The organism is Vulcaniibacterium tengchongense (genome assembly GCF_003814555.1).
In the GTDB taxonomy this organism is placed as follows: Bacteria; Pseudomonadota; Gammaproteobacteria; order Xanthomonadales; family Xanthomonadaceae; genus Vulcaniibacterium; species Vulcaniibacterium tengchongense.
Genome location: NZ_RKQN01000001.1, coordinates 844911 through 870474 on the forward strand (window position 1 = coordinate 844911; position 25564 = coordinate 870474).

A 25564-nucleotide genomic window follows, 5' to 3' on the forward strand; every position below is an offset into this window, starting at 1 on the left:
CCGGCGTCGCGCCGGCGGCGATCCGGTCTACGGCGTCAAGGCGATCGAGCGAGGATCGGTCGCGCCCAGATCGGTGATCACGTCGAACTCGACCTTGGCGCCCGCCGGGCGCGTGGCCAAGCCGTTCAGCGGGAACACGGCGCTGGACATCGGCGCGACCATGCCGCCTCCGTCGTGCTCGTATTTACGGCCGCCCACGTCGAGGGCGACGTTGGCGAAATTCACGTGGTACGGGGTCGGGTTGTCCGCTTTCAGCGCCAGCCCGGCCCCGGAGGGATTTTCGGTCAGCGACCAGACCAGCTTGTCCGGCGCCTGTCGCACGGCCTCGCCGTCCAGCGCCGCAGGGCGGTAGAACAGCTTGATGCGCGTACGGAAACTGAACTGGAGCAGATTGCTGTTGCCGTCCTGGCTCTTGGGCGGCACTTCCAGCGCGTTGAACCAGAACAGGGTTTCCCGGTCCTGCGGCAGCGGCTGGCCGGTGTGCATCAGGCGCACCGATTGGCTCTTGTCCGGGTCCAGGCGGAAGATGGGCGGAGCGAGGTTGAACGGCACGTTGGCCTTTTCCGGCGCCACGCTGGCGTCGCCGGCGTCGATCCAGGTTTGCACCAGCACGGGGTCCTTGCCCTTGTTCTCCAGGCGCACGGTGACTTCGCGCTCGTTGCTGGGATACACCACGCGAGTCCCGTGGATGATCACGCCTGCCTGGGCCGGAGCGGCGAGCGCCGCGGAGGCGGCCAGCACAGCGCACCAACCGATACGAACGAAAGCGTTCATGGGGTTGCCCTCCCTGCGTCCGAAGAAGCTCCCGGCGCGGGTCGCGCCGGGAGCGTCGCGGCAAGAATAGCCGCTGGCATGCCCGATTACTGGTAGGTCACCGAGTAACGGATGTTGGTCTCGACCAGGCCCGCCGAAGAGGCGCCGCCAACGGCCTCGTACTCGCCGAAATAGTTCATCACGGCGATGCCGCCGTTGACCGGCACGGTCTGCGAGCCCGCATTGTTCGACAGGTCGATCTTCTGGCCGCTGTCGTTCAGGATGTTGACTTCGACGTTGCCGGCCGGGGTGGTGGCGGCGATGTTGCGCAGGCCGCCCGTGGCCAGGTTGACGTTCGGGGTCGGCTCGAAGTGCACCTTCACGTTGCTGTGCGCGCACGGCTGGGCCGCGGAGCCCACGGTGATGTTGAACGGCGTGGCGCCGGCGGTCTGGCCGGCAGCGGCCAGGGCCGTGGTGGCGACGGTCGGCAGCGTCACGGTGAAATCGGTGGCGCCGGTGCCGTTGCCGTCGATGACGCAGGTGGTGTCGGTGACTTCACCGTTGAAGGTGATGGTGCCGTCGGCGGCCTGGGCCTGCGAGAACGCGACGCCGGCCAGCAGGGCGATGACGAGTGGAGACAGCTTCATGAGGGTAACTCCATAGTTGTAGTGCGTTGGTCGGCCCCGGTTATCCGCATGGAGAGAGTTGCCCTGGGATCCGGGAATCGCGTCTCGAGGGATTGCCCCCGGCGACGCGACGCACAAGTTACGAGTCGTCCACCGGCCTCGCCATGCAACTTGTACGAAAGCGCGCGCGGCGGCTGCGACGAATCGCATCCGCGGATGCGTGCGCGATTCTCTTGCCGCGGACGCGATGGAGCCGGCTCCGGGCGCCGCGCTGCGCGCGTCTGTCTCGCGGTGCACAGGCGAAGCGTCACTATCCCAAGCGTGAAGCGGCGATGGGCGCCTTCGAGAGCGCCGCCCAGGTTTCGTACTCCTTTCAAAAACGCCCGTGCGCGGGTCTTTTTCGTAAGTGTTGCATATAGGAGCGATAGACCGATCCCAAGAATGGCGGCCATGTCGAGATCGCGCATGCAGCAAGCGAGGTTTCGGCGGCGGAGCGAACCCAGCTCCATAGACGAGCCAGGTTTCGGGCGGCCACCACATCCAGCGCCTCTCGAAACGATGCCGGGAACCCTCGCGGCATTCGCAATGCGCCCACGGAGCGCGCGGCGGCTCTCCTTTCCAGCCATTCAAGGGAGCTAGCAATGAACACCATCTATCGCATCGTCTGGAACGCGTCCGTCGGCAAGTGGGTCGTCGCGTCGGAATTCGCCAAGGGCCGCAAGAAGGGCGGTGCCAAGGCCAAGGGCCTCGCGCTGGCCGTCGCGCTGGCGCTGCCGGCGGGCGGCGCGTTCGCGGCTGACGCCTGCACCACGCAGAACGGCGAGGCAGGCCTCGTCGACGAGACGGGCGCCTGCAAGGTGGCGGCCCAGCCCGTCGCTGCCGACGCGGCGGTCGCCGGCACCTCCGGCTATGCCGGCATCATGGCCCAGGTGGACGACGCCTACGTCAAGGTCAACGGCACCGGCAGCGCGGCGACCGCGAACGGCGCCACTGGCATCGCCATCGGCAACGGCGCCGTTTCGCGGCAGGCCATCAACAGCGTCAGCGGCTCCGGTACGGCGGTGGGCGCCTCGTCCGACGCCGCCGGCGATTTCTCGACCGCACTCGGTTCGCTGGCCGTGGCCGGCGCGCGCGGCAGCAACGGCGTTGCCACCGCCAGCGCCGCCACGGCGGTCGGCGTGAACGCGAACGCGATCGGCGACCGCAGCACGGCTATGGGCGCCAGCGCCGTGGCCGCGGGCGGCTATTCGACCGCGCTGGGCGTGCTCGCGAACGTCGACGCCACCGCGGCCAACGGCGTCGCGGTCGGCGTCTCCGCCAACGTCAAGGCGGGCGCCACCAACGGCGTTGCGCTGGGCAACGGCGCGACGGTCAACGACAACGTGACCGGCTCGGTCGCGCTGGGCGCCGGGTCCCTGGCCGCGCGCAACAACACCGTCTCGGTCGGTTCCGACACGGTGAAGCGCCAGATCGTGAACGTGGCCGCCGGCACGCAGGACACCGACGCGGTGAACGTCAAGCAGCTCAACGACGCGACCGCTTACTTCGATGCCAAGGGCGGCACCTACGGCAGCGCCAACGCGTCCGCTTCCGCCGGCAACGCGACGGCGGTCGGCGCCAGCGCGGTCGCGTCCGCCCTGAGCGCCACCGCGCTGGGTTCGTCCGCCCAGGCCACCGCGCAGAACACGGTGGCCGTGGGCATCATGAGCGCGGCTTCGGGCAATAACAGCGTCGCGGTCGGCTGGGCAACCGAGGCGGCGGGCGAATCGACCGCCCTCGGCGGCGATGCCGATGCGCTGGCGAGCGGCGCTACGGCGATCGGCCGGGGCGCCAAGGTCCAGGCCGGCGCCACCAACAGCACCGCGCTGGGTATCGGCGCCGTGGTCAACCAGAACGTCACCGGTGCGGTGGCGCTGGGCAGCGGCTCGGTCGCCGACCGCGCCAACACCGTCTCGGTCGGTTCCGGCACGGTGAAGCGCCAGATCGCCAACGTGGCCGCCGGCACGCAGGACACCGACGCGGTGAACGTCAAGCAGCTCAACGACGCCCTGGCCACGCAGGTGGACGACACCTACGTCAAGGTCAAGGGCACCTCGGGCGCGGCGGCCAAGGTCTCGGGCCTGGACGGCAACATCGCGCTCGGCTACGGCGCCGACTCCTCCTCGAGCCTGCAGAACAACTCCGTCGCGATCGGCACGGCTGCGAAGGCCGCCAACAACGGCGCCATCGCGATCGGCCAGCGTACCGCGGCGTCCGGCTCCGGCGCGATGGCGTTCGGTGTGGACGCCACGGCCGAGTCGCGCAACGGCCTCGCGCTCGGCGTGCGTTCCGTCGCGAGCGGCGGCAACGACACGACCGCCCTGGGCGTGGACAGCGCGGCGACCCATACCAACGGCGTGGCACTGGGCGCGTACTCCGTGACCGACCGGGACAACAGCGTGTCGGTCGGCGATGCGAGCAAGGGCCTCTACCGCCAGATCACCGGCGTCGCCGCGGGCACCGTGGACACCGACGCGGTCAACCTCGGCCAGCTGAAGGGCGCCGCGGGCAGCATCGCCGACGCGATCGGCGGCGGCGCCGCGGTCAACCCGGACGGCTCGATCTCCGCGCCGACCTACAACGTGGGCGGCACGACGGTGAACAGCGTTGGCGACGCGATCACCAACATCGACGGCCGCGTGACCGGCAACACCACGCAGATCGGCGAGCTGACCAACCAGTTCAACGAGTTCGTCACCAACATCGGCGACACCGTCGTCGGCGAGGTCGGCGCGGTGGTGTACGACGACAAGGCCGCCAAGGACCGCATCACCCTGGGCGGCGCGGAAGGCACGGCGCTGACCAACCTCAAGGACGGCGAGCTGTCCGCGGCCAGCACCGACGCGGTGACCGGCGCGCAGCTGTTCGCGACCAACGAGCGGGTGGGCGTGGTGGAGGGCGACATCACCACCATCAACACCAACCTGGGCGACCTGGACGCGCGCGTGACGGTGAACGAAGGCAGCATCACCGAGATCCGCAACGAGCTGGCGGACGGCAGCCTCGGCCTGGTCCGGCAGGACGCGGACAGCCGCGCCATCACGGTGGCGGCCGGCACCGACGGCACGGTGGTGGACTTCGCCGGCACCGCGGGCGCGCGCACGCTGCGCGGCGTCGCGGCCGGGGCCGTGTCGGCGGACAGCACCGAGGCGGTGAACGGCGCCCAGCTGTTCGAGACCAACGCCCGCCTGGGCGCGGTGGAGACCGGCGTCGGCGAGCTGACCAACCAGTTCAACGAGTTCGTCACCAACATCGGCGACACCGTCGTCGGCGACATCGGCGCGGTGGTGTACGACGACAAGGCCGCCAAGGACCGCATCACCCTGGGTGGCGCGGAAGGCACGGCGCTGACCAACCTCAAGGACGGCGAGCTGTCCGCGGCCAGCACCGACGCGGTGACCGGCAAGCAGCTGCACGCCACCAACGAGAAGGTGCAGGAGAACGCGGACGCGATCGCCGACCTGGACACGGCGGTGACCCACATCGACGACCGGGTGACCAACATCGACGGCCGCGTGACCAACAACACGAACCAGCTCACCGAGATCAGCAACAAGCTGGAGAACGGTTCGATCGGCCTGGTGCAGCAGGATGCGGCGACCGGCGCGATCACCGTCGCGGCGGGCACCGGCGGCGGCGTGGTCAACGTCGAGGGCACCGACGGCGCGCGCCGGCTGACCGGCGTGGCCAACGGCCGCGAGGACGCGGACGCGGCGACCATCGCCCAGCTGAAGGCGATGGGCCTGGTCGACCCCGACGGCAACCCGCTGGCGGCGGTGGCGTACGACGACGTCAGCCTCGGCAAGGTCACGCTGGGCGGCACCGGCGGCACGGTCATCACCAACCTCGCCCCCGGCGTGGTCGGCAAGGGCAGCACCGATGCCATCAACGGCGGCCAGCTGTACGACCTGCAGCAGAGCCTGGAAGGCAAGATCGGCGACCTGGACAACCGCGTCGGCACGATCGAGCAGGGCATCGCCGACGGCAGCATCGGCGGCGGCGACGGCGGCAACGGCGGCGGCGACTGGAACAACGACGCCGGCGGCCAGCCGATCCAGAACGTCGGCAACGGCGTGAAGGACACGGATGCGGCCAACGTCGGCCAGCTGAACGAGCGCCTGCAGCAGGCCAAGGAGTACACCGACAGCCGCTTCAACGCGCTGCAGAGCGACTTCGACAGCTTCCGCCAGGACGTCGACCAGCGCTTCGGCGAAGTCGACAAGCGCATCGACCGCATGTCGGCGATCAGCGCCGCCTACGCGGGCATGGCGATCAACACCGCCGGCCTGCCGGGCCGCAACCGCCTCGGCGTCGGCATCGGCGCGCAGAACGGCAAGGAGGCGATGGCGGTGGGCTACCAGCGCGTGTTCGGCCGCCAGGGCAACGTCAGCGTGTCGATCGGCGGCGCCTTCAGCGGCAACGAGACCAGCGTCAGCGCCGGCGCCGGCTTCGGCTGGTAAGCCGGACGGGGGCGGGCGGCGTTCCGCCCGCTCCCGGCGGCTCGCCGCCGCTCCCCGTCCCCGGGTACGCCCGGCTTCCCCGGAAGCCGGGCTTTTTTTCGTGCGCGGCAGGCTTTCCCGGCCCGCCCGAAGGCCCGCGTCGCAGCCGCTGCGACGGCGATGCGAGGTAATCCACGCGATATCCACAGGCTTATCCGTCGCGCCGGGCGGCCCCGCGCACTACCATGCCCGGACTGTCTGAGCAGTACGCCGCCGCGGCGGCATCGAAGAAGGAGCGGCCACGCCGATGAGCGCACGTCCGGGTTTTCGCGGCGAGAAACGTTTCGAGACCCGCAACGAGCAGCGCATCGACCAGCTGCGCGTGCCGCCGCAGTCGATCGAGGCCGAGCAGGCGGTGCTCGGCGGCCTGATGCTGGCCCCGGAGGCCTACGACCGCGTCGCCGACCAGCTCACCGAGCAGGACTTCTACCGCCGCGACCACCAGCTGATCTTCCGCGCGATCCGCGAGCTGGCGGAGAAGAACCGCCCGTTCGACGCGGTGACCCTGGGCGAATGGTTCGAATCCATGGGCCTGGCCGAGCAGGTCGCCGGCGGCGCCTACCTGATCGAGCTGGCCAGCACCACGCCTTCGGCGGCGAACATCGCGGCCTACGCCGAGATCGTCCGCGACAAGGCGATCCTGCGCCAGTTGGCCGACGTCGGCACCGAGATCGTCAACAACGCCTTCCTGCCCGACGGCCGCGACAGCGCCGAGATCCTGGAGGAAGCCGAGCGCCAGGTGCTGGCGATCGCGCAGGCGCACAACGCCGGCAAGACCGACTTCGTGCCGGTGACCAAGGCGCTGTCGGAAGCCTTCGACGTGCTGCAGACGCGCTACGCCAACGGCGGCGGCATCACCGGCCTGCCCACCGGCTACACCGAGTTCGACCAGCTCACCGCCGGCCTGCAGAAGACCGACCTGATCATCCTCGCGGCGCGCCCGGCGATGGGCAAGACCACGCTGGCGCTGAACATGGCCGAGTACGCCGCGTTCCGCAGCAAGCTGCCGGTGGCGGTGTTCTCGATGGAAATGTCGGCCAGCCAGCTGGCGATGCGCCTGATCTCCTCGGTGGGCCGGGTCAACGCGCAGCGCCTGCGCACCGGCCAGCTGGAGGACGAGGACTGGAGCCGCGTCACCGCCGCGATCCGCCAGCTGCGCGAGGCCAAGATCTTCATCGACGACGAGCCGGGCCTGTCGCCGGCCAAGCTTTCGTCCAAGGCGCGCCGGCTCAAGCGCGAGCACGGCCTGGGCCTGATCGTGATCGACTACCTGCAGCTGATGTCGGTGCCCGGCAACAGCGAGAACCGCGCCACCGAGATCTCCGAGATCTCGCGCTCGCTCAAGGGCCTGGCCAAGGAGCTGCAGGTGCCGGTGATCGCGCTGTCGCAGCTCAACCGCTCGCTGGAGACGCGCACCGACAAGCGCCCGGTGATGGCCGACCTGCGCGAGTCCGGCGCGATCGAGCAGGACGCCGACATGATCGTGTTCATCTACCGCGACGAGTACTACAACAAGGAGAACTCGCCGGACAAGGGCCTGGCCGAGGTGATCATCGGCAAGCAGCGCTCGGGCCCGACCGGCTCGATCAAGCTGAAGTTCTTCGGCGAGTACACCCGCTTCGACAATCTCGCCCACGATTCGGTGGGCAGCTTCGAATAGCGGCCTTGGCGTTCACGGCGCGTCCCGTTCGCGCCGCTAGCCTGTGCGCATGCGTCGCGAGCAGGTCCAATCCGAGGCGTTGCGCAGCATCGGCTACGACCCGGACGAGCGGGTGCTGGAAGTCGAGTTCGAGAGCGGCGACGTGTACCGCTACCGCGACGTGCCGCCGGAGCTGCATGCGCGGCTGATGGCGGCCGGATCGCACGGCGAGTTCTTCGTCGCCCACGTCCGCAACGCCGGCTTCGACTACGAACAGGTTGAATGAGCGCGAAACGCGCGCGCGGGCGCTTGACGCCGGAATAACGCGCAGCGGCGCAGCGTGGCCGGGTATTTCCCGCAAGGAGAATCGCCATGCGCACGATCGCACCGCCCCCGTCGCCCATGCGGCCGGCCCGGCCGCGCCGCCTGGCGCCGCTCGCCGCATGCGCGGCCCTGGCCCTGTGCGCCGTCGCGCCGAACGGGGCGGGCGCGCAGTCGTCGCAATCGCCGAAGGGGCAGCGCTGCTACGACGTAGTCGTCGAACGGCCCAAGGAAGTGAAGGACCGGCACAAGATCACCGGCACCGCCCTGGGCGCGGTCGCCGGGGGCCTGCTCGGCAACCAGGTCGGCGGCGGCAGCGGCAAGAAGCTGGCGACCGCGGCCGGCGCCGTGGGCGGCGCCGTGGCCGGGCGCAAGATCCAGGAGAACCGGCAGAACCGGACCGAGGTCGTGACCGAGCGCCGCTGCGAGTGAGCGCGCGTCCCGGCCGGTCCTTGTTGGCCGCTGCGGGCGAATCCGGAACAGGTTGACCCGCCGCGTCCACGGCAGCGGGCGGGGCATGCGCGGCGCGTAGAATGCGGGCGGTGAACGCCCCGGTCCTCGCGAACTCCGTGCCCCCCACCTCCGGCCCGCCGCCCGCCGTCGCCGAACGGCCGACGCGCATCGTCGTCGATCTCGACCGCCTCGCCCGCAACCTCCGCCTGATCCGGGCCCACGTCGGCGTGCCGGTGATGGCCATCGTCAAGGCCAACGCCTACGGGCATGGCCTGGTGCCGGTGGCGCGGCATCTGCAGGCGCAAGGCGTCGAGCAGCTGGGCGTGGCCTTCGTCGAGGAGGGCATCGCGCTGCGCCGGGCCGGCGTGACCGCGCCGGTGCTGGTGCTGGGCGGCATCTTCGGCCGCCAGGTGGCGCAGTTCATCGCCCACGACCTGGAGATCACCGTGTCCTCGCTGGACAAGCTGCGCCAGGTCGAGGCCGCGGCGGAGGCGCTGGGGCGCAAGGCGACGATCCACCTGAAGATCGACACCGGGATGGAGCGCATCGGCGTGCACAGCTACTCCGCGCGCGGCTTCATCGAGGCGGCGGTGGCGTCGCGCTGGTGCGCGGTCAAGGGCATCTACTCGCACCTGGCCTGTGCGGACGACCCGCACTCGCCGATGACCCTGCAGCAGCTGGAGCGCTTCCTCGAGGCCTGCGCGCACTTCGAACGCATCGGCGCGCCGATGCCGCTGCGGCACCTGGCCAACTCCGGCGGCGTGCTGCATTTCCCCGGGACCTGGCTGGACATGGTCCGGCCCGGCATCGTGCTGTACGGCGTGCAGCCCGATCCGGCCTCGCGGCGCACGATTCCGGTCGAGCCGGCGATGTCGCTGGCCTCGCAGGTGGTGTATTTCAAGGTGGTCCAGGCCGGCCACCCGGTCAGCTACGGCGCCACCTGGGCGCCGCCACGCGATACCCGCGTGGTCACCGTGCCGATCGGCTATGGCGACGGCTACCCGCGTTCGCTGTCCTCGCGCGGCGAGGTGCTGATCCGCGGCCGGCGCTATCCGATCGTCGGCCGCATCTGCATGGACCAGTTCATGGTCGACATCGGCCGGGACAGCGCCTACAACGAGGACGAGGTGGTGCTGATCGGCCGCCAAGGCGGCGAAGCCATCGCCGTCGAGGACCTGGCGCGCCTGGCCGGGACCATTCCGTACGAGATCCTGGTGGGCCTGAACGACCGCATCCCGCGCGAATACCGCGGCGGTTGAGGGCGGCCGGGCGACGAAGGCGGCATTCCCGGACGCTGGCGGGGCTTTACTCGCTCCTTGGTGAATGGCTTCGCTGCGGGCTTCGGCCGAGACGGGCGTTTCCATCCTGTACCTGAACAGGCGCGCGAAACCCTCACCCATCGCTTACCGAAGCGTGATTAGCTTGTAGCCCCCGCTGTTAAGCCGCCAAGCCAAGGGAAGGAGCGCACATGAAGACCCAGATCAAGACCGTTTTCGCCGCCGCCGCGATGGCTGCGGCGCTCGCCGGCTGCGCCACCGGAGGCGGGTACTACGGTGGCCAGCCCCAGCCCTATCCGCAGCAGTCGTATCCGCCCGGCCAGGCGCCGCAACCGCAACAGGGCATGAGCCGCACCGGCAAGGGCGCGCTGATCGGTGCGCTGGCGGGCGTCGCCGCCGGCCTGCTCAGCGGCGACGACGCCACCGAGCGCCGCCAGCGCGCGCTGATCGGCGCGGGCGTCGGCGGCCTGGCCGGCGCGGCCATCGGCAACTACCAGGACCGCCAGGAGCGCGCCCTGCGCGAGCGCATGGCCGGCACCGGCGTCGACGTGGTCCGCCAGGGCAACAACATCACCCTGAACATGCCCAGCAACATCACGTTCGATTTCGACAAGTCGAACCTGAAGCCGGAGTTCTATCCGGTGCTGGACAACGTGGCCAACACGCTGCAGGAGTACAACCAGACCATCGTCGAGGTCGCCGGGCATACCGACAGCGTCGGCAGCGATGCCTACAACCAGAAGCTGTCCGAGCAGCGCGCGAACTCGGTGGCCAGCTACCTGATGAGCCGCGGCCTCAACCGCGACCGCTTCATCGTGGTCGGCGCCGGCGAATCGCGCCCGATCGCCAGCAACGACACCGAGGCCGGCCGCGCGCAGAACCGCCGCGTCGAGATCACGCTGGTGCCGATCCAGTCCTGAGCGCCGGCGCTATCCGCCGGGTGACGATACGAACGGGCCGCGCGAGCGGCCCGTTCCTCTTTCCGGACGCGTGCGCCGGCCGTGCGCCTCAGCCGACCGCCTCGCAGGCGACGCCGCGCGCCGCGAGCGCCGCGCGCAGCCGCCGGCAGCGTTCGCCGCGCAGGTCGTCGGCCCGCAGGTGGACCACGCGTTGTCCGCCCAGGGCGTGCCGCGCCAGCGTTTCCGCCAGCGCATCGTCGCCGGCGAGGTGGGGCAGGCGGGTGGCGTCGCGCCGTGCGAGCCGCAGCACCGATTCGGCGACGTCCGGCTCGGCGAGCAGCGCATCGGCCTGGTTGAGCGCGCGCAACGCCCGCAGCGTCAGCGCGTCCGGATCGCCGTGGCCGACGCCGAGCAGCCACACCGCGCCCGCGCGCGGCACCTCGCCGGCGCGCGCCAGGGCTTCGGCGAACGCGCGTTCCGCGGCGGCCACGTGCCCGGCTTCGAGCAACGCGGGCACCTCGCCGTCGAGCACGCGGTCGAACCAGCGCCGCCGCTGCGCCAGGTCCGGCAGGCGCGCACGGATCGCCTCGCGGTGGCGGGCGAACAGTCCGGCGAGTTCGCCGAGCGAGGGCGCCAGCAGCGCCTCGAGCCGCTCGCGCAGGCGCCGCGCCAGCATCGGCGCGGCGCCGCCGGAGGAAATCGCGACCTGCACCCGGCCGCGCTCCACCACCGACGGCACCTGGAAGGTCGACAGCTCCACGTCGTCGACCACGTTGACCAGACGCCGGCGCCGGCCGGCTTCGGCGGCCAGCAAGCGGTTGAACGCGCGGTCGTCGGTGGCGGCGACCAGCAGCCACGTTTCGTCCAGCCAGGCCGGGTCGAACGCGCCCTCGCGCCGGTGCAGCCTGCCCTCGCGCAGCCATGCGGCGACCGTCCCGTCCAGTTCGCGCGCATGCACCTGCACCCGCGCGCCGGCGCGCAGGAGCGCCTCGATCTTGCGCGCGGCCACTTCGCCGCCGCCGACCACCAGCACCTCGCGGCCGCGCAGATCGGCGAACATCGGGAACAGGGGCATGCAATGGGTCGGGTGGAAGGATCCCGGACGGTTTACCCGCTCCCGTTCCGTGCTGCAAGCAGAAGGGGGAATGCCGGCATGACGGCGGGCGATGTGCTGCGCGCGGGGGCGCTGGCGCGAACATTCGCCTCGCGAAGGTCCGCCCTCGGGCCGGCCCCGGATGTCGCGGTGCGCCCGTCGAGGGCGTGGGCATGCCGGCGGCGGCGGCTTCGCCTCGCGGCGCCGGGCGAAGCCGCGGCCGAGGCGCTCGCGGCCGCGGAACGGGCCGGCAGCGGCGGGTTCGCCCCGTGCCTGGTTTTTTCTCGCCTACGACATGTCCCGGACTTCCCCGGGCGCCACGCCGACTGGGATCTCCAGGGACAAGCCGCACCGGCGGCCGGCGCCCATTCCTCACGTGTCGCTGACCTCGTTGAACACATGCGGCGCGGTGGCGCGGTGGCGCCGGCGCCTCGCGCCCGCAAGCGCGATCGGGCGCCGGCGGGCGCCGGCGTGGCGGCGCGCCTTCGCGTCGCGTTTTCGATCGCGATGGCAGCATGGCGAAGCTGCGATGCCGTGCCGAGCATTCCGCGGTCGCGCATCGCCTCCTTTCTTCGACCGGAGGACGCCATGCATCCCGTGCTCAGAGTCATCACCGCGTTCGCCGCCGGCGCGGCGATCATGTACTACTTCGACCCGGTGGCCGGGCGCCGCCGTCGCGCCATGGTGCGCGACCGCGCGGTGGCCACGCGCCACGACGCCGAGGGCTTCGTCCGCGCCAAGTCCAAGCGCGCGGTCGATCGGGTGCACGGCGCGCTCGCCCGCACCCGCGCGCGGATCTCGCCCGAGCCGGTCGACGACGACCGCCTGCACGACCGCGTCCGCGCCAAGCTCGGCCGCGTGGTCGAACGGCCGTCGGCGATCCACGTGGAGGTGCGCGACGGACGCGTGGTGCTCACCGGCAGCGCGGCCGAGGCGGAGATCGAGGAGCTGCTGGACGCGGTGGCGATGGTGCAGGGCGTGCGCGAGGTCGAGAACCGGCTGTCCATGGGCGCGCTGGCGGGCGGCAGCGAGGCCGAAGCGGGCGCGCCGCCGCAGCAGAACGTCCAGCACTGAGGGCGGGCGAGGGCCGCAGGGCGTTAGCCGCAGGCCACCCGGAACCTCGCGATCGATCCGCCGATTCCGGTTGCGGCGCCGCCTGCGGCCGCGCATGCGCGCGCAAGTGGGCCGGACCCCGGCCGCCGATGCGGGGCGTGGGCGATGGGCGCGCGGGCGCGGGTGAGCGCCGCGTGAGGCCCGGGCCGCGCGCCATCCGTGCAGAAATTGCGCGGTCGCGCAAAACAAGGCCTCCGGCGCCAAGTCCGGAGGCGTGGACCGTGACTTCGCTTGCCGATGCCGAACGCAGGCCGGCCCGCGCGCCGAGCTTTGTAGATGCTTGAAAGCCCGTCGTTTGGGCCGGCGCTCGGCGCCGCCAGGCGCGGGCTGGCTGGCCCGCCGCGGGGTTGCCGCGGCTTGGCACGCTCCCTGCTACCTCCCACGCAGAGGCCGAACCCATGCGCGAACTCATCCAACCCGCAGAAGGAAAACTGGGCATCGTGATGCCGGGCCTGGGCGCCGTGGCGACCACGCTGATCGCCGGCGTCGAGGCGGTGAAGCGCGGCCTGGCGCTGCCGGTGGGCTCGCTGACCCAGATGGGCCACATCCGCCTGGGCAAGCGCACCGAGAACCGCTGCCCGCGGATCAGGGACTTCGTACCGCTGGCCGGGCTCGACGACCTGGTGTTCGGCGGCTGGGACGTGTACTCCGACGACGTCTACCTGGCCGCGCGCAACGCGCGCGTGCTGGAACCGGCGATGCTGGACGCGGTGCGCCCGGCGCTGGAGGCGATCCGGCCGATGACCGCGGTGTTCGATCCGGCCTGCGTGCCCAACCTCGATGGGGACCACGTCAAGCATGCGGTGAACAAGATGGCGCTGGCCGAGGCGGTGGTCGAGGACCTGCAACGCTTCCGCCGCGAACACGGCTGCGCGCGCCTGGTGATGGTCTGGTGCGGTTCGACCGAGAAGTACATCGAGCCCGGCGACGTGCACGCCACGCTCGAGGACTTCGAGCGCGGCCTGCGCCGGAACCACCCTGACATCGCCCCGTCGATGATCTACGCCTACGCCGCGATCTCGCTCGGCATTCCCTTCGTCAACGGCGCGCCGAACCTGACCTGCGACGTGCCGGCGCTGGTGGAACTGGCGATGCGCACCGGCACGCCCATCGGCGGCAAGGATTTCAAGACCGGGCAGACGCTGATGAAGACGATCCTCGCGCCCGGCCTGCACGCTCGCGCGCTGGGCATCCGCGGCTGGTTCTCGTCGAACATCCTCGGCAACCGCGACGGCCTGGTGCTGGACCATCCGGACAACTTCCGCACCAAGGAGGTGTCGAAGCTCAGCGTGCTCGAGGACATCCTGCGGCCCGACCTCAGCCCGGAGCTGTACGGCGACATCTACCACAAGGTGCGGATCAACTATTACCCGCCGCACGGCGACAACAAGGAAAGCTGGGACAACATCGACATCTTCGGATGGCTCGGCTATCCGATGCAGATCAAGATCAACTTCCTGTGCCGCGACTCGATCCTGGCCGCGCCGGTCGCGCTGGACCTGGCGTTGTTCGCCGACCTGGCTAAGCGCGCCGGCATGTCCGGCATCCAGGAATGGCTGTCGTTCTACTTCAAGTCGCCGCAGACCGCGCCCGGGTTGCGCCCGGAGCACGACATCTTCAAGCAGCTGATCAAGCTGCAGAACACGCTGCGCCACATGATGGGCGAGGACCTGATCACCCACTTGGGCCTGGACTATTACCAGGAATTGACGGAGGCCCTGTGATCGTGCCGTTCCCAGCCAGCCGAGGCGCCGGTACGCCATGATCGAAGCGGTCACCTTCTGGAACGAGCCGAACAACAAGTCGCACTGGGACATGGAGGTCGATCCGGAGTGGCGGCTGTACGCGGACATGGTCAGGCGCGCCGCGCAGGCGGTCGAGGCGGAAAGGCCCGGGGTGCTGCGCGTGCTCGGCGGCATCTCGCCGATCGACCCGGGCTTCATGCGCCGGCTGCAGGACTTCCGCGCCACCGAGAACCTGCACGCGGTCGCGGTGCACGGGTTCCCGCTGGACTGGAACCTGTGGCAGATCCACGAATGGCGCGACAAGATCGCCGAGATCGAGGCGGTCACCCACCTGCCGGTCTGGGTCACCGAAGTCGGCGTGTCCAGCTTCGGCGCCGAGGAGGTGCAGGACTTCGGCCTGCGCCGCACCGCCGAGCTGCTGCTCGGGCGCGTGGACCGCATCCACTGGTACAGCCTGTACGACCTGCCGCGTGCCTGGGAGGCGACCACCCGGCACAAGGAGGCGGAGGGCTCGTCCTACTACCGCCACTTCTACATGGGCCTGCTGCGCGAGGACGGCACGCCCAAGCTCGCGCTGCGGCAGTTCTCCGAGTACACGCCGGAACTGGGCATCTGCCAGTGGTTCCACTTCGAGGACCATCGCCTGGATTCGGCCGTGCAATGGCTGCGCCGGCTCGGCGTGCGCCGCCTGCGCACCGGGCTGAGCTGGGCCGACTACCTGCGCCCGGGCTCGGACAAGTGGTTCGACCGGATGATGCAGGCGCTGGACGGCTTCGACCTGACCGTGACCTTCTGCTTCACCCCGGAGTGCAAGGGCATCCGCCCGCACCACACCAGTCCGCCGCTGGACGCCAACGAATACGCCGATTTCTGCGCGCTGATGATGCGGCGGTATGCGTAGCGGTTGCGACGCCTTCGCGCCGGGAGGCACCGATGCGAACGAATCCCGCGATGAACCCGATGCAGGGCCGGGCCGCGCCGACGGCGGCCGCGGACGAAGCCGCCGGCGTTGCGGCGCCCCGCGACCCGATGCGGGCCTGGCTGCGCCACATGCGCCGCGGCGAATGGGGCCGGGCCTGGGCGATCACCGACCGCGAGCTGCCGGCGCGCGCCCGCACCCCGTGCTGGCATTGGCCGCGCCACCTGCAATACGTCTGGACCGGCGAGCCGCTGGCCGGCAGGCGCGTGCTGGTGCGCTGCTATCACGGTCTCGGCGACACCCTCCAGTTCGTCCGCTACCTCCCCTTGCTGAAGGCGGTCGCGGCCGAAACCCTCCTCTGGGCGCAGCCGAAGCTGATCCCGCTGCTGCGCGGGATGGCCGGCGTCGATCGCGTGCTGCCGCTGCACGACGGTGCGCCCGGCGTCGAGTACGACGTCGACGTCGAGATCATGGAGCTGGCCCACGTCTTCCGCAGCACGCCCGACACCGTGCCGGCGCGGGTGCCTTACCTGCATGCCGAGCCGATGCCGCTGCCGCCCGCGGGACGGCCGGCGGTCGGCTTGGTGTGGAAGGCGGGCGACTGGCAACCGCAGCGGTCGATCCCGTGGCCGCTGCTGGCCCCGTTCGCGCAGGTGCGCGGCGCGACGCTGTACGTGCTGCAGCCGCAGGCGGCCGAGGCCGGCTGGCGTGGCGAGTTCGGCCGCCACCTCGGCGAGTTCGACGTCGCCGACTACGCCCGCGTGCTGCGGGCGATGGATCTGCTGATCACCATCGATTCGATGCCGGCGCACCTCGCGGGCGCGCTCGGCGTGCCGGTGTGGACGCTGCTGTCCGCGGATCCGGACTGGCGCTGGATGGAGGGGCGCACGGACACGCCGTGGTATCCGCAGATGCGCCTGTTCCGGCAGAAGCGGGCCGGCAACTGGCGCAGCCTCGTCGACGAGGTCGCGGCCGAACTTGCGGCGTTCGCCGACGCCAGGCGGGCGTGAGCCTTCCGTGCGGACCGCGCCGCCGGATCGCGCGAGGAACCGGTGCCTCGGCCGGGAACTCCACGCGATGCAGGCGCGGTGGCGCTGCGCGCCTGCCGCTCCCGATGGTCCTGCTGTCGTACATGCCCGGCCCGGGCAAGGCGCTGGCGTCCGGCCCGGCGGGTCGGCGGGTCGGCGCGAGCCGGGCCGGCCGGCGCGCATCGGTCGGCGGTCAGCGCAGGCCGATACGTTCGACCAGCCGGCCCCAGCGGCCGCGGTGGTAGGCGAGCGCGTGGTAGGCGGCGAGCGCGAGGCGCGCCCAGCGCAGATACAGCCACGGCGCCCCGAACCGGCGCGCCAACCGGAACATGCGGTGGCTCCAGCGCGAGATCGACCGGCGCATGCGGTAGATCAGCCGCCGCCGCGCGTTCGGGCGTTGCGCGTCGGGCGCGACCCGCTTGCGCGGCACGATGCCCGCGCGCCGGCGCGCGAGCCGGTAGGCCAGGCCCTCGCGCCGTTGGCGCAGGCCGGCCGCCTGGGTGCGGGCGACGAACGCGGCGTCGACCGGTGCCAGGGCGAGCCGGCCCTGCGCGACCGCCTCCTCCAGCAGGGCCGCCACCTCCGCCGAGCGCGCCACGACCACGTTGGTGCCTTGCCAATCGGACGCGTACGGCTCGACCCAGGCGTCGCCGAAGGACACGTCGGCGGTTTCGGCCATGACGTCGTCGCAGAAATTGCAGGCCGGGTCCATGAAGAAGCCCGCCCCCCAGTCGCCGTCGACCAGGTGCCACCAGTCCTGCTCGACGACGCGGCCGTCGCCCATGGCCAGGCGGGCGCGGTACCAGTTCGCCGGCCGTTGCGGCGCCTTGGTGCGGAACGCGACCGCGCGCACCTCGTCCGGCGCCACGCCCATCTGCCAGGCCAGGCTGTCGGCGAAGCGGGCGCTTTTCATGTGGCCGCAGAACAGGCCGAGGGTGTAGCGGATGCGCTCGCGCAGCAGCGGGTGCTCGCGGCGCAGCAGCTGCACCGCCTTGACGAAGCAAGGAATGCCGACCACCGCGTAACGGCCGGGCACCGCCAGGATCCCGGCGAGGACTTGCGACAGTTCGACCGGGTAGTAGCGCGACTGCGCGCCGGCGCGGATCTCGCCCTCGCTGCGCGAGAGCCGGTAACGGAACAGGCGGCCGTCCCGCCGCGGTTCGTCGCAGGCGGCCACGTGCGCCAGCGCGTCGATGCGGCCGCGCCGGAGCAGCTCGACCGCGAGCCAGCTGGCCAGGCCGCCGGAGCTGCCGCGGCTGCGGAAGTCCTGCTCGGCGACATGGCCGACGTAGGCGGCGCGGTAGCGGCCGGTGGCCGCATCGGCCTGCGGCGCGCCGGTGAAGAGCCGCGCCGCGAGCTCGTCCTCGTTCGCCGCATGCGGCGAGAACGGGCAGGTCCGGGCGAGGGCCGGCGAGCGTTCGCGATACCAGTCGCCCGGACCGCTCGGCCGCAGCAGGCCGTGGCCGTCGAAGGCCATGGCCGCGCCGCGCGCCGCGGCGTGCGCCGCGCAGCCGCCGCAGCCGATGCACAGGCCGGAGCGGACCATTTCGCGCGGGCTCAGCGCGGCGGTCATGCGCTCATGCGCCGCGCCGCCAGGGCGCGGTCGAGGTGGCGATCGGACGCATGGCGCAACGTCTCGATCCGGGCGGGGACCGCGTCGTCGAGCGGCTCGCCCAAGGCCGCCGCGTAGGCGGACGCCGGCGCGTCTTCGCCGAGCAGATGCCGCTGCGCGCCGACCGTGTCCATCAGGCAGCGCAGCTTGTTGCCGCGGTACCAGGAGCTTTCGCAGGCGAACGGCTTGCGGTGCCGCAGCGCGAACACGCAGCCATGGAAGAAGTTGGTCGCCACCGCCTGCGCATGGGCGATCGCGTGGGCGAACTCGTGCGGGCCGGCCTCGAGCCATTGCCGGTCGGCCCAGTCGTTGCGGTAGCCGACGCTGAGCAGCAGCAGGCCACGGCGGCGCGCCCAGCGCTTCGCGTTCGCGGCGAAACCGTCCGAGAAGCCATGGCCATAGACGACCGCGTACGGCCGCCCCGGCAGTTCGCCGTCCGCCGCGCCGGGCTCGGGCGGGAACTGCAGGCACGGGTCCAGCACGAGTTCCGGCTCGCGGCCGATCGCCTCCGCCACCACGGCCTGCGAGGTCTGGTCGCGCACCGAAATCGCTTCGAACGCGCGCAACTTCTGCGCCCAGTGCGGCGCCAGCCCGGCGCGCGGGTCGAGACTGCCGAAGCTGGCCGCGTGCGCCAGCAGGCGCGGCGTGCGCAGGCCTTCGCCGTAGAACAGCGGATAGCCGCCGTACCAGGGGTGCGACAGGTTCCAGACCTCATCGCTGCCGACCACCACGGCGTCGCAGCGCGGCATCCGTGCGGGCCGCTCGAGCGGAAACCGGGGCGACAGCGGCAGCGATTCGAACGCGCGGAAGAAGCGGCGGATCTTGGTGCGGTAGCGGGCGCGGTCCGGCGCCGGCGCCGGCAGGGTGGGCCGCAGCGCGCAGCGCCATTCGGCGATGTCCACCCGGCGCGAGGCGTGGTCGAGCAGGAAGGCGTCGTGGCCGCGGCTGCGCAGCCCCTCGGCCAGGCAGCGCGCTTGCCAGTAGCTGCCGTAGTTGATGCAGCGATGGAAGGTCAGGATGCCGATCTTCACCAGCGGGCCTCGGTCTTGATGTCTCGTGCACCGGACGATGCGCAACATCCGTGCCACGCGTTCGACACCTCGCGCGCCGCCACCGAGTTCCGATGACGAGAGTCCTGCTGATCCGCCACGCGACGACCGAAGCCACCGGCACGCACCTCGCCGGGCGCGCGGCGGGCATCGGCCTGGACGGGCAGGGGCGGAGGCAGGCCCAGGCCCTCGCCGGGCGGCTCGCGGGCCTGCCGATCGCGGCGATCTACAGCAGCCCGCTGCAGCGGACGCTCGAAACCGCCGAGCCGATTGCGAGGCTACTCGGGCGCGAGACGATCCCTTGTGAAGACTTCCTGGAAATCGAGTTCGGCGAATGGACCGGCCGCGCCATCGCCGGCCTCGAGGACGATGCCGCGTTCCGCCGTTTCAACGCCGTGCGCAGCCGGGCCCCGGCGGCGGGCGGCGAATACATGCTGCAGGCGCAGGCGCGCATGGTGCTGGGCCTGGAAGCGTTGCGCCTGCGGCATCCGCGGCAGACGGTGGTCGTGGTCGGCCACGGCGACCCGATCAAGGCCGCGGTCGCGTACTACGCCGGCATCCCGCTCGACCTGTTCCATCGCCTCGAGATCGACCCCGCCTCGGTCAGCGCGATCGAACTCGGCGACGACGCCGTGCGCATCCTCGCCGTCAACGACACCGGCGGTGCGTGGGCCTGAGGGGCTCCGGCCTCGATGCCGCCGCCCGACGCGGAAACCGCAACCGCCGCCAGCTTCAGCGTTGCGCCGAGACGAGCAGCAGCATCGGCCGCTCGAGCTCCTCGGCAAGCTCCGGCTGCCGCGCGATCTGTTCGGCGCTGGGCGCGAACTCGACGATCCGCCGGATCGCGAATCCCGCATCGATCAGGGTGTTGAGCGTCGTCGCCAGGGTGCGGTGATACTTGAGAACGCCCGGCACGAACCACTCGGTCCGGCGTTCGCCCTCGATCGCGTAGCGGCCGATCGGCCAGGTCCTGCGCCCGTCCTCGTCGCGCCAGCCCTGCGGATCGGCCGCGGCCATGTAGATCGGATGCTCGATCGAGAACACCAGGCGGCCGCCGGGCGCCAACGCCCGGTGCACCGCGCGTGCCAGCCGCGCGAAGTCCTCGACGTAGTGGAAGGCGAGGGCGCTGTGGGCGAGATCGAACGACGCCTGCGGCAGCTCGATCGTCTCGAGGTCCGCCAGCCGGTACTCGACGGCGGCGTCCGCGGTGTCCGCCCGGGCCCGCGCGAGCATGCGCTCGGACAGGTCCAGCCCCAACACGCGGGCCGCGCCGTGCGCCGCCGCCCAACGGCTGAACCAGCCGAAGCCGCAACCCAGGTCCACCACCCGTTGCCCTGCGGGATCGGGAAGCATCGCCCGCAAGGCGGGCCATTCGGGCGCGCCGGCGAGCCCGTGGCGCTGCCGCGGCAGCCGGCTGTAGCCGGCGAGGAATTGAGGGTCGTCGTAGATGTTCTGCGCCATGCCGTCCTGCTCCATCGGCCGGCGCGCGCGCTGCGTCGCCGGGCGTCGTGCGGAGGATGGCACGATAGCAGCCGCATGCCCCCGACCAGGAGACGCCACCGTGGAACCCGCCCACCCCATGCGCCGTGGACGGCGCGGGCTGCGCGCGTGCGCAGCGCTGCTTTGCCTGTCGCTCCTCCAGACCGCGGGTCTGGCCGCCATGCCTCCGAACGACCCGAAACCCGATGAGGCCGCCGCCGCGGAAGCCGGCTGGCGCCCGCTGTTCGACGGCGTCAGCCTCGACGGCTGGCGCGCCAACGAGAATCCGCGGAGCTTCGTGGTGCGCGACGGCCGCATCGTCGTCCATGGGCCGCGCGCGCACCTGTTCTACGTCGGACCGGTCGCGGAGCACGCGTTCGGCGACTTCGAGCTGCAGCTGGAGGTCATGACCCGGCCGGGCGCGAATTCCGGCGTGTACTTCCACACCGCATGGCAGGACGAGGGCTGGCCCGCGCGCGGCTACGAGGTGCAGGTCAACAACTCCGCCTCCGACCCGAAGCGGACCGGCAGCCTGTACGGCGTGCGCGACGTGTTCGAGGCGCCGGCGCGCGACGACGCCTGGTTCACCCTGACCGTCCGCGTCGAGGGACGGCGCATCCGCACCTACGTGGACGGCCGCCTGCTGGTCGACTACACCGAGGAGGCGGATCCGCGACGCCCGCCCGAGTTCGCCCAGCGCCTGCTCGGCGCCGGCACCTTCGCCCTGCAGGCGCACGACCCGGAAAGCGAAGTGCACTACCGCGACATCCGGGTGCGGGTGCTGCGATGACTCGCCCCAGGCCTCGCGTCCGTGCGCCGCGGAAAGGAGCGCGATCGGCTGCGCTTGCGCGCGCGAACCACGGCCCGCTCGACCTTGCGCTCCGCGTTGCGGTCGGTCCGGCCGCGCGAGCCGAGCTCGCCGGCCATCGGGCGATGGGTCTTCGGCGTCACGGCACCGCGTCGGGCCGCCGGCGCGATCGCCTCGCGTACGGCCGAGCGTCGCCCGTAGGCGAAGGTGCCGGCCGCGACGAAGAGCGAGCCCCTCGGATGCCGGATGGGCGGTTCGGGGTCGCCCGGCGGCAAAGACGGCAGGGCGGAGTGCGGTTTCGTTCCGCCATGAAGAAGAAAGGCCGGGAGCCTGGCGGCTTCCGGCCTTTCGCTTCTCGAAGTGGTGGAGGTGGGCGGAATCGAACCGCCGTCCGAAGGCACTCCATCCCCGGCACTACATGCTTAGCTCGCCGTTGGGTCTCGTCGTCGGACAGCACGGCGCGCAAAGCGCATCCGACGACCAGCCTGTTTTGGTTTGACCGGGGGTTGACAGGCGGCGGCCCCCGGCGATTCCGTGATGATGACCCTACGCCGCGAGCACGGACACAAGCGGTTTCGGGGCTTAGGCCTTAGGCGGCCAGAGCGTAGTTGTCGTCGTTGGCAACTATGAGTTCGCAGCTGGATTTACGAGGAAAGCTACCCCCTCGGCATGCGCCAGGCGATTTCGCAACCCCCGTCGAAGCCAGTGCACCCCCGGGGACAGCTTTCGCGCTGACCCGGCCAGTATAGGGGCGGATCGCCCCGGAGCAAGCCGCGGCGTCCGCGCCGCTGGCGCGGGTTCAGGCGGGCTTCGCAGGAGATCGTTCGCGCCCCCGCGGCGGAACCTTCAGCCCTCTTCCTCGAGCAACTGGATCAGCGCGCGGCGCTTCTTGCGCGGCATCCTGCGGATCAGCCCCATCAGGCGCAGCTCGTCCTGGTCCTGGTAGGCGGGGCCGTTCTCGCGCACCTGCAGCTTGCCCGGCAACGGGCCGCGGCCGGTCGCGAGCCACTCGAAACTGACCTGCAGGTCCAAGGCCAGTTGCAGCATCCGCTCCAGCTCCGGCAGGGACAGGCCGCGCAGCCACTTGCGCGCGGTCTCCCGGCTGACGTCGTACTCGCGGGCGAGGCTGCCGGTGCGGGCGCGCCCTTGGGCGAAGCCGGAATAGTCGAGCGCCTGGTTCAGCCGGCGGGCGAAATCCCTGTGCGGTGCTTGGGCCATGGGAACGCGGCGGTCCATGAGGAGCGGAAGGCGGCCGCGCGGGAGTCCGTTCGCGATCGCAACTTATTGTTGCGTACGCCGCGAGCGGAATAGGGCAATATCCGGTTGTTGACTCCGCCAATTTGCGATGGCAGTTTGTGCCTGCATGAAGAGCGATAAGGACATCGACAATCCGATCGTGCGCTACGTCGCATGCTTCGGCTCGGTACGGGAGGCGGCGCAGGCCGCCGGGGTCAGCACCGAGATGCTGCGCAGGATGCGCAAGCGCGGCTACGTGTCCACGCGCCAGCGCGCGTTGCAGATGGCGCAGGCCTGCCAGTTCCGGGTCAAGGCGACCGAGCTGATGGCGCTGACGCGCGCGGGGGCGGCGCCGTGAGAGCGGCGCCGGTGGCCGAGCCGATCGTGATCCGCATCGTCGAGCCGGCGGGCGCCGCGCACGCCTGGATCGCGCTGGCGCTGCTGGCGGCGGCGCTCGCTGCGCTCGCGGCCTGGTGGCTGGCGCGGCGGACCGGTGCGCGGCCGCGGCACGAGGACCGCGCCGCAGGCGAGGAGCGTAGCGGCCACGCGCTGTTGCGGCTCGCCCGCGAGATCGACGAGCACGCCGCCGAGCTGGAACGGGCCGGGGCGCCGTCGCGCCGGCACCGGTTGTGGGCGCGGCAATGCCGCGTGCTGGCCGCCGAGCGCCTGGAGCGGATCAACGCATTGATCCTGGAGGAGATGCGCGGCGCCGCGGCGCGCGGCCGCGGCGGGGGAGGGGCGTAGCGGCTAGCCGCCAGGTCGCGCAGCGTCCCCGCGCCGGCTTGTATGCTTGCGCGGATGGCTTCCGACGACTCCCGTTCCGGCGATCTTGCCGCGCTGGTGCCGCGCCGCGGCTACGCGCTCGCGCTGCTGGTGCTGGTCGGCTCCCTGGTGCTGGTGTTCACCGCCTGGAACGTGGCGCGCGAACGCGAACTGCGTGCCGCCGCGACCGAGTTCGTCAGCAGCGCGGACAAGCTCGCGGTCCGCTTGCGCAACGGCATGCTCGACCACGAACTGGTCGCGCGCGGCGGGGCCTCGCTGTTCGCCTCGCTGGCGCGCCCGACGCCGACGCAGTGGCGCGCCTACGTCGACGGCATGGCGGTGCAGCGCTTCCCCGGCATGGTCGGGCTGGGCTTCGTCGGCCACGTGCGCGGCTCGCGCCTGGACGAGCTGCAGCTGGAGTGGCGCGATTCGGGCTTCGGCATGCTCGAGGTGCGGCCGCGCGGGACGCGCCCCGCGTACGCGCCGATCCTGTACCTGGAACCGCGCACGCCGGCCAACCTGGAGGCGGTCGGTTTCGACCTGTACGCCCAGCCGGTCACCCGGAGCGCGCTGGAGCGGGCTCTGGAAAGCGGCCAGCCGGCGCTGACCGGGCCGCTGCAGTTGCTGCAGGACCGGCCCAGCCTGACCCGCGGCCTGGTGCTGTTCCTGCCGGTGTACCGCGCCGGCGACCGCCCGGCCACGCCGGCGGCGCGGCGGCTGTCGATCCAAGGCTGGGTCAGCGTGCCGATGCGGGTGGAAGGCTTCGTCCGCGGCGCGCTCGGCGGCCTGGTCGAAAGCGTGCGCATGCGCATCTACGACCTCGACGACGACCCGGTGCGGCCGATGTACGTCTCGCCGGCGAGCTCCGACGCGCGCCCGCCGGCGTTCCGCCGCAGCGTGGAGTTCGAGCAGTACGGCCGGCGCTGGCGGGTGGAGTTCGAATCGCCGCCGCTGGCCGAGGCGGTGCCGCGCCTGCGCAACCTGCAGAACATGCTCGCGCTGGGCCTGTTCTCGGCGCTGCTGTTGTACGCCGTGGCGTGGATGCTGGCGCGCACCGAGGCGCAGGCGTACCGGTTGGCGGCGCGCATGACCGAGGACTACCGGCGCAGCGAGATGCGCTTCCGCAGCGCGATGCAGTATTCGGCGATCGGCAAGGCCCTGCTCGACAGCGAGGGCCGGATCGTCGAGGCCAACCCGGCCTTGGCCGGGATCGTCGGCCTGCCGATGCCGAGCCTGATCGGCACGCGCTTCGAGGCGCTGTTCGAGAGCGAATCGAGCGAGGACGAGAGCGGCCCCGACGCCCAGGGGGTGCGCCGCGCCACGCGCTGGCTGCACCGCCTCGGCGGCGAGCCGCGCCAGGTCCAGCTGACCTATGCGCCGGTGCCGGGCAACGTCGGCCAGGACGTGGTCGGGTTGGTCCAGGTCGAGGACGTGACCGAGCGCCGCCGCGCCGAGGCCCGGGTGCGCGCGCTCAACCGCACCCTGGAGGCGCGGGTGGCGCTGCGCACGCGCGAGCTGAGCCAGGCCAACCAGGAGCTGGAGGCGTTCGCCTACAGCGTCTCGCACGACCTGCGCGCGCCGCTGCGGGCGATCGACGGCTTCAGCCGGATCCTGCTCGAGCGCTACGGCGACAGCCTCGACGACACCGCCCGCGGCTACCTGCTGCGGGTGCGCAAGGCCGCCGGGCGCATGGGCGAGCTGATCGACGCGCTGCTGAAGATGTCGCGGCTCAGTCGCAGCGAACTCAAGCTCGAGCCGGTGGACCTCAGCCGCCTCGCCGCCGACGTGATCGAGGAACTGCGCGTGGGCGAGCCGGGCCGGCAGGTGGAGGCACGGATCGAACCGGGCCTGCAGGTGGTCGGCGACGCGGCGCTGCTGCGCAACCTGCTGGGCAACCTGCTGGGCAACGCGTGGAAGTTCACCCGGCGGCGCGCCGACGCGACGATCGAGTTCGGCGCGGCCGGCAGCGGCGGCGCGCGCGAGTTCTACGTGCGCGACAACGGCGCGGGGTTCTCCCAGGCGTACGCCGACAAGCTGTTCCGGCCGTTCCAGCGCCTGCATGCCAACACCGAGTTCTCCGGCCACGGCGTCGGCCTGGCCTCGGTGAAGCGGATCATCGAGCGCCACGGCGGCGGCATCCGCGCCGAGGGCGAGGAGGGGGTGGGCGCGACGTTCTGGTTCACCCTGCCGGAGGCCGAGCCGGAAGACGTCTGA

The 25564-nt window shown here is 71.7% G+C and carries 22 protein-coding genes and 1 other RNA gene; 15 read left to right on the forward strand and 8 right to left on the reverse strand.

All coding sequences use genetic code 11. From position 1 onward, the window contains the following. Nucleotides 1-27 precede the first annotated feature (27 nt). The gene (locus EDC50_RS03820) at nt 28-774 is read right to left on the reverse strand and encodes a fimbria/pilus periplasmic chaperone (protein ID WP_123769118.1); all 747 of its coding nucleotides are present in this window, start codon (nt 772-774) and stop codon (nt 28-30) included. A gap of 86 nt (nt 775-860) precedes the next feature. After that, on the reverse strand, nt 861-1400 hold the full coding sequence (locus EDC50_RS03825; RefSeq protein WP_123769119.1) for a fimbrial protein: 540 nt from the start codon (nt 1398-1400) through the stop codon (nt 861-863). 620 nt (nt 1401-2020) lie between these two features. Between EDC50_RS03825 and EDC50_RS03830 the strand changes: the two genes are divergently transcribed. From EDC50_RS03830 to EDC50_RS03855, 6 genes are all read left to right on the forward strand, one after another. Continuing rightward, nucleotides 2021-5878, forward strand: a complete 3858-nt coding sequence (locus EDC50_RS03830; RefSeq protein WP_123769120.1) for an ESPR-type extended signal peptide-containing protein — start codon at nt 2021-2023, stop codon at nt 5876-5878. A gap of 286 nt (nt 5879-6164) precedes the next feature. Then, a complete protein-coding gene (locus tag EDC50_RS03835) occupies nt 6165-7577 on the forward strand; it encodes a replicative DNA helicase (protein WP_123769121.1) in 1413 nt (470 codons plus the stop codon). 49 nt (nt 7578-7626) lie between these two features. Next, nucleotides 7627-7842 (forward strand): KTSC domain-containing protein, encoded by a 216-nt coding sequence (locus EDC50_RS03840; RefSeq protein WP_123769122.1) that lies wholly within the window; start codon nt 7627-7629, stop codon nt 7840-7842. A gap of 86 nt (nt 7843-7928) precedes the next feature. Continuing rightward, nucleotides 7929-8309, forward strand: a complete 381-nt coding sequence (locus EDC50_RS03845) for a glycine zipper 2TM domain-containing protein (RefSeq protein WP_242002951.1) — start codon at nt 7929-7931, stop codon at nt 8307-8309. 137 nt (nt 8310-8446) lie between these two features. Beyond that, a complete protein-coding gene (gene alr, locus EDC50_RS03850) occupies nt 8447-9589 on the forward strand; it encodes an alanine racemase (protein WP_158635655.1) in 1143 nt (380 codons plus the stop codon). 209 nt (nt 9590-9798) lie between these two features. After that, complete coding sequence (locus EDC50_RS03855) at nt 9799-10527, forward strand: YiaD family glycine zipper/OmpA-like lipoprotein (RefSeq protein WP_123769124.1); 729 nt, start codon at nt 9799-9801, stop codon at nt 10525-10527. Nucleotides 10528-10615: 88 nt separating this feature from the next. Here the strand turns inward: EDC50_RS03855 and EDC50_RS03860 are convergent, their stop codons facing one another. Beyond that, nucleotides 10616-11581: an NAD(P)-dependent oxidoreductase gene (locus EDC50_RS03860; RefSeq protein ID WP_123769125.1), complete on the reverse strand. Its 966-nt coding sequence runs from the start codon at nt 11579-11581 to the stop codon at nt 10616-10618. A gap of 606 nt (nt 11582-12187) precedes the next feature. Between EDC50_RS03860 and EDC50_RS16300 the strand changes: the two genes are divergently transcribed. From EDC50_RS16300 to EDC50_RS03880, 4 genes are all read left to right on the forward strand, one after another. Continuing rightward, nucleotides 12188-12673 carry a BON domain-containing protein gene (locus tag EDC50_RS16300; RefSeq protein WP_158635656.1) on the forward strand — a complete coding sequence of 162 codons (486 nt, stop codon included), beginning with the start codon at nt 12188-12190 and terminating at the stop codon, nt 12671-12673. A 437-nt stretch (nt 12674-13110) separates the two neighbouring features. Further along, on the forward strand, nt 13111-14436 hold the full coding sequence (locus tag EDC50_RS03870) for an inositol-3-phosphate synthase (protein WP_123769127.1): 1326 nt from the start codon (nt 13111-13113) through the stop codon (nt 14434-14436). A 37-nt stretch (nt 14437-14473) separates the two neighbouring features. Further along, nucleotides 14474-15358 (forward strand): glycosyl hydrolase, encoded by an 885-nt coding sequence (locus EDC50_RS03875; RefSeq protein WP_123769128.1) that lies wholly within the window; start codon nt 14474-14476, stop codon nt 15356-15358. 32 nt (nt 15359-15390) lie between these two features. Then, nucleotides 15391-16386 (forward strand): glycosyltransferase family 9 protein, encoded by a 996-nt coding sequence (locus EDC50_RS03880; RefSeq protein WP_123769129.1) that lies wholly within the window; start codon nt 15391-15393, stop codon nt 16384-16386. 211 nt (nt 16387-16597) lie between these two features. Here the strand turns inward: EDC50_RS03880 and EDC50_RS03885 are convergent, their stop codons facing one another. Both EDC50_RS03885 and EDC50_RS03890 read right to left on the reverse strand, forming a co-directional pair. Then, the gene (locus EDC50_RS03885) at nt 16598-17977 is read right to left on the reverse strand and encodes a Coenzyme F420 hydrogenase/dehydrogenase, beta subunit C-terminal domain (RefSeq protein WP_123769130.1); all 1380 of its coding nucleotides are present in this window, start codon (nt 17975-17977) and stop codon (nt 16598-16600) included. After that, on the reverse strand, nt 17974-19047 hold the full coding sequence (locus tag EDC50_RS03890; RefSeq protein WP_199742053.1) for a polysaccharide pyruvyl transferase family protein: 1074 nt from the start codon (nt 19045-19047) through the stop codon (nt 17974-17976). Before EDC50_RS03890 ends, EDC50_RS03885 begins: the two co-directional genes overlap by 4 nt. 92 nt (nt 19048-19139) lie before the next feature. Here EDC50_RS03890 and EDC50_RS03895 point away from each other — a divergent pair, with 92 nt between their 5' ends. Further along, complete coding sequence (locus EDC50_RS03895) at nt 19140-19742, forward strand: histidine phosphatase family protein (protein WP_123769131.1); 603 nt, start codon at nt 19140-19142, stop codon at nt 19740-19742. A gap of 55 nt (nt 19743-19797) precedes the next feature. Here the strand turns inward: EDC50_RS03895 and EDC50_RS03900 are convergent, their stop codons facing one another. Beyond that, entirely contained in the window at nt 19798-20526 is a 729-nt protein-coding gene (locus tag EDC50_RS03900) for a class I SAM-dependent methyltransferase (protein WP_123769132.1), read from the reverse strand. A gap of 199 nt (nt 20527-20725) precedes the next feature. Between EDC50_RS03900 and EDC50_RS03905 the strand changes: the two genes are divergently transcribed. Then, complete coding sequence (locus tag EDC50_RS03905; protein WP_123769133.1) at nt 20726-21334, forward strand: 3-keto-disaccharide hydrolase; 609 nt, start codon at nt 20726-20728, stop codon at nt 21332-21334. A gap of 379 nt (nt 21335-21713) precedes the next feature. Here the strand turns inward: EDC50_RS03905 and ssrA are convergent. Continuing rightward, nucleotides 21714-22067, reverse strand: a transfer-messenger RNA (tmRNA) gene (gene ssrA, locus EDC50_RS03910). Nucleotides 22068-22198: 131 nt separating this feature from the next. Continuing rightward, complete coding sequence (locus EDC50_RS03915; protein WP_123769134.1) at nt 22199-22570, reverse strand: helix-turn-helix domain-containing protein; 372 nt, start codon at nt 22568-22570, stop codon at nt 22199-22201. 145 nt (nt 22571-22715) lie between these two features. Between EDC50_RS03915 and EDC50_RS03920 the strand changes: the two genes are divergently transcribed. The 3 genes from EDC50_RS03920 to EDC50_RS03930 are packed head-to-tail and all read left to right on the forward strand — an operon-like array spanning nt 22716 to nt 25564. Next, nucleotides 22716-22946, forward strand: coding sequence for a hypothetical protein (locus tag EDC50_RS03920; protein ID WP_123769135.1), 231 nt, complete (start codon nt 22716-22718; stop codon nt 22944-22946). Nucleotides 22947-22957: 11 nt separating this feature from the next. Further along, nucleotides 22958-23332, forward strand: coding sequence for a hypothetical protein (locus EDC50_RS03925; RefSeq protein WP_123769136.1), 375 nt, complete (start codon nt 22958-22960; stop codon nt 23330-23332). Nucleotides 23333-23386: 54 nt separating this feature from the next. Next, nucleotides 23387-25564, forward strand: coding sequence for a CHASE domain-containing protein (locus EDC50_RS03930; RefSeq protein WP_158635657.1), 2178 nt, complete (start codon nt 23387-23389; stop codon nt 25562-25564).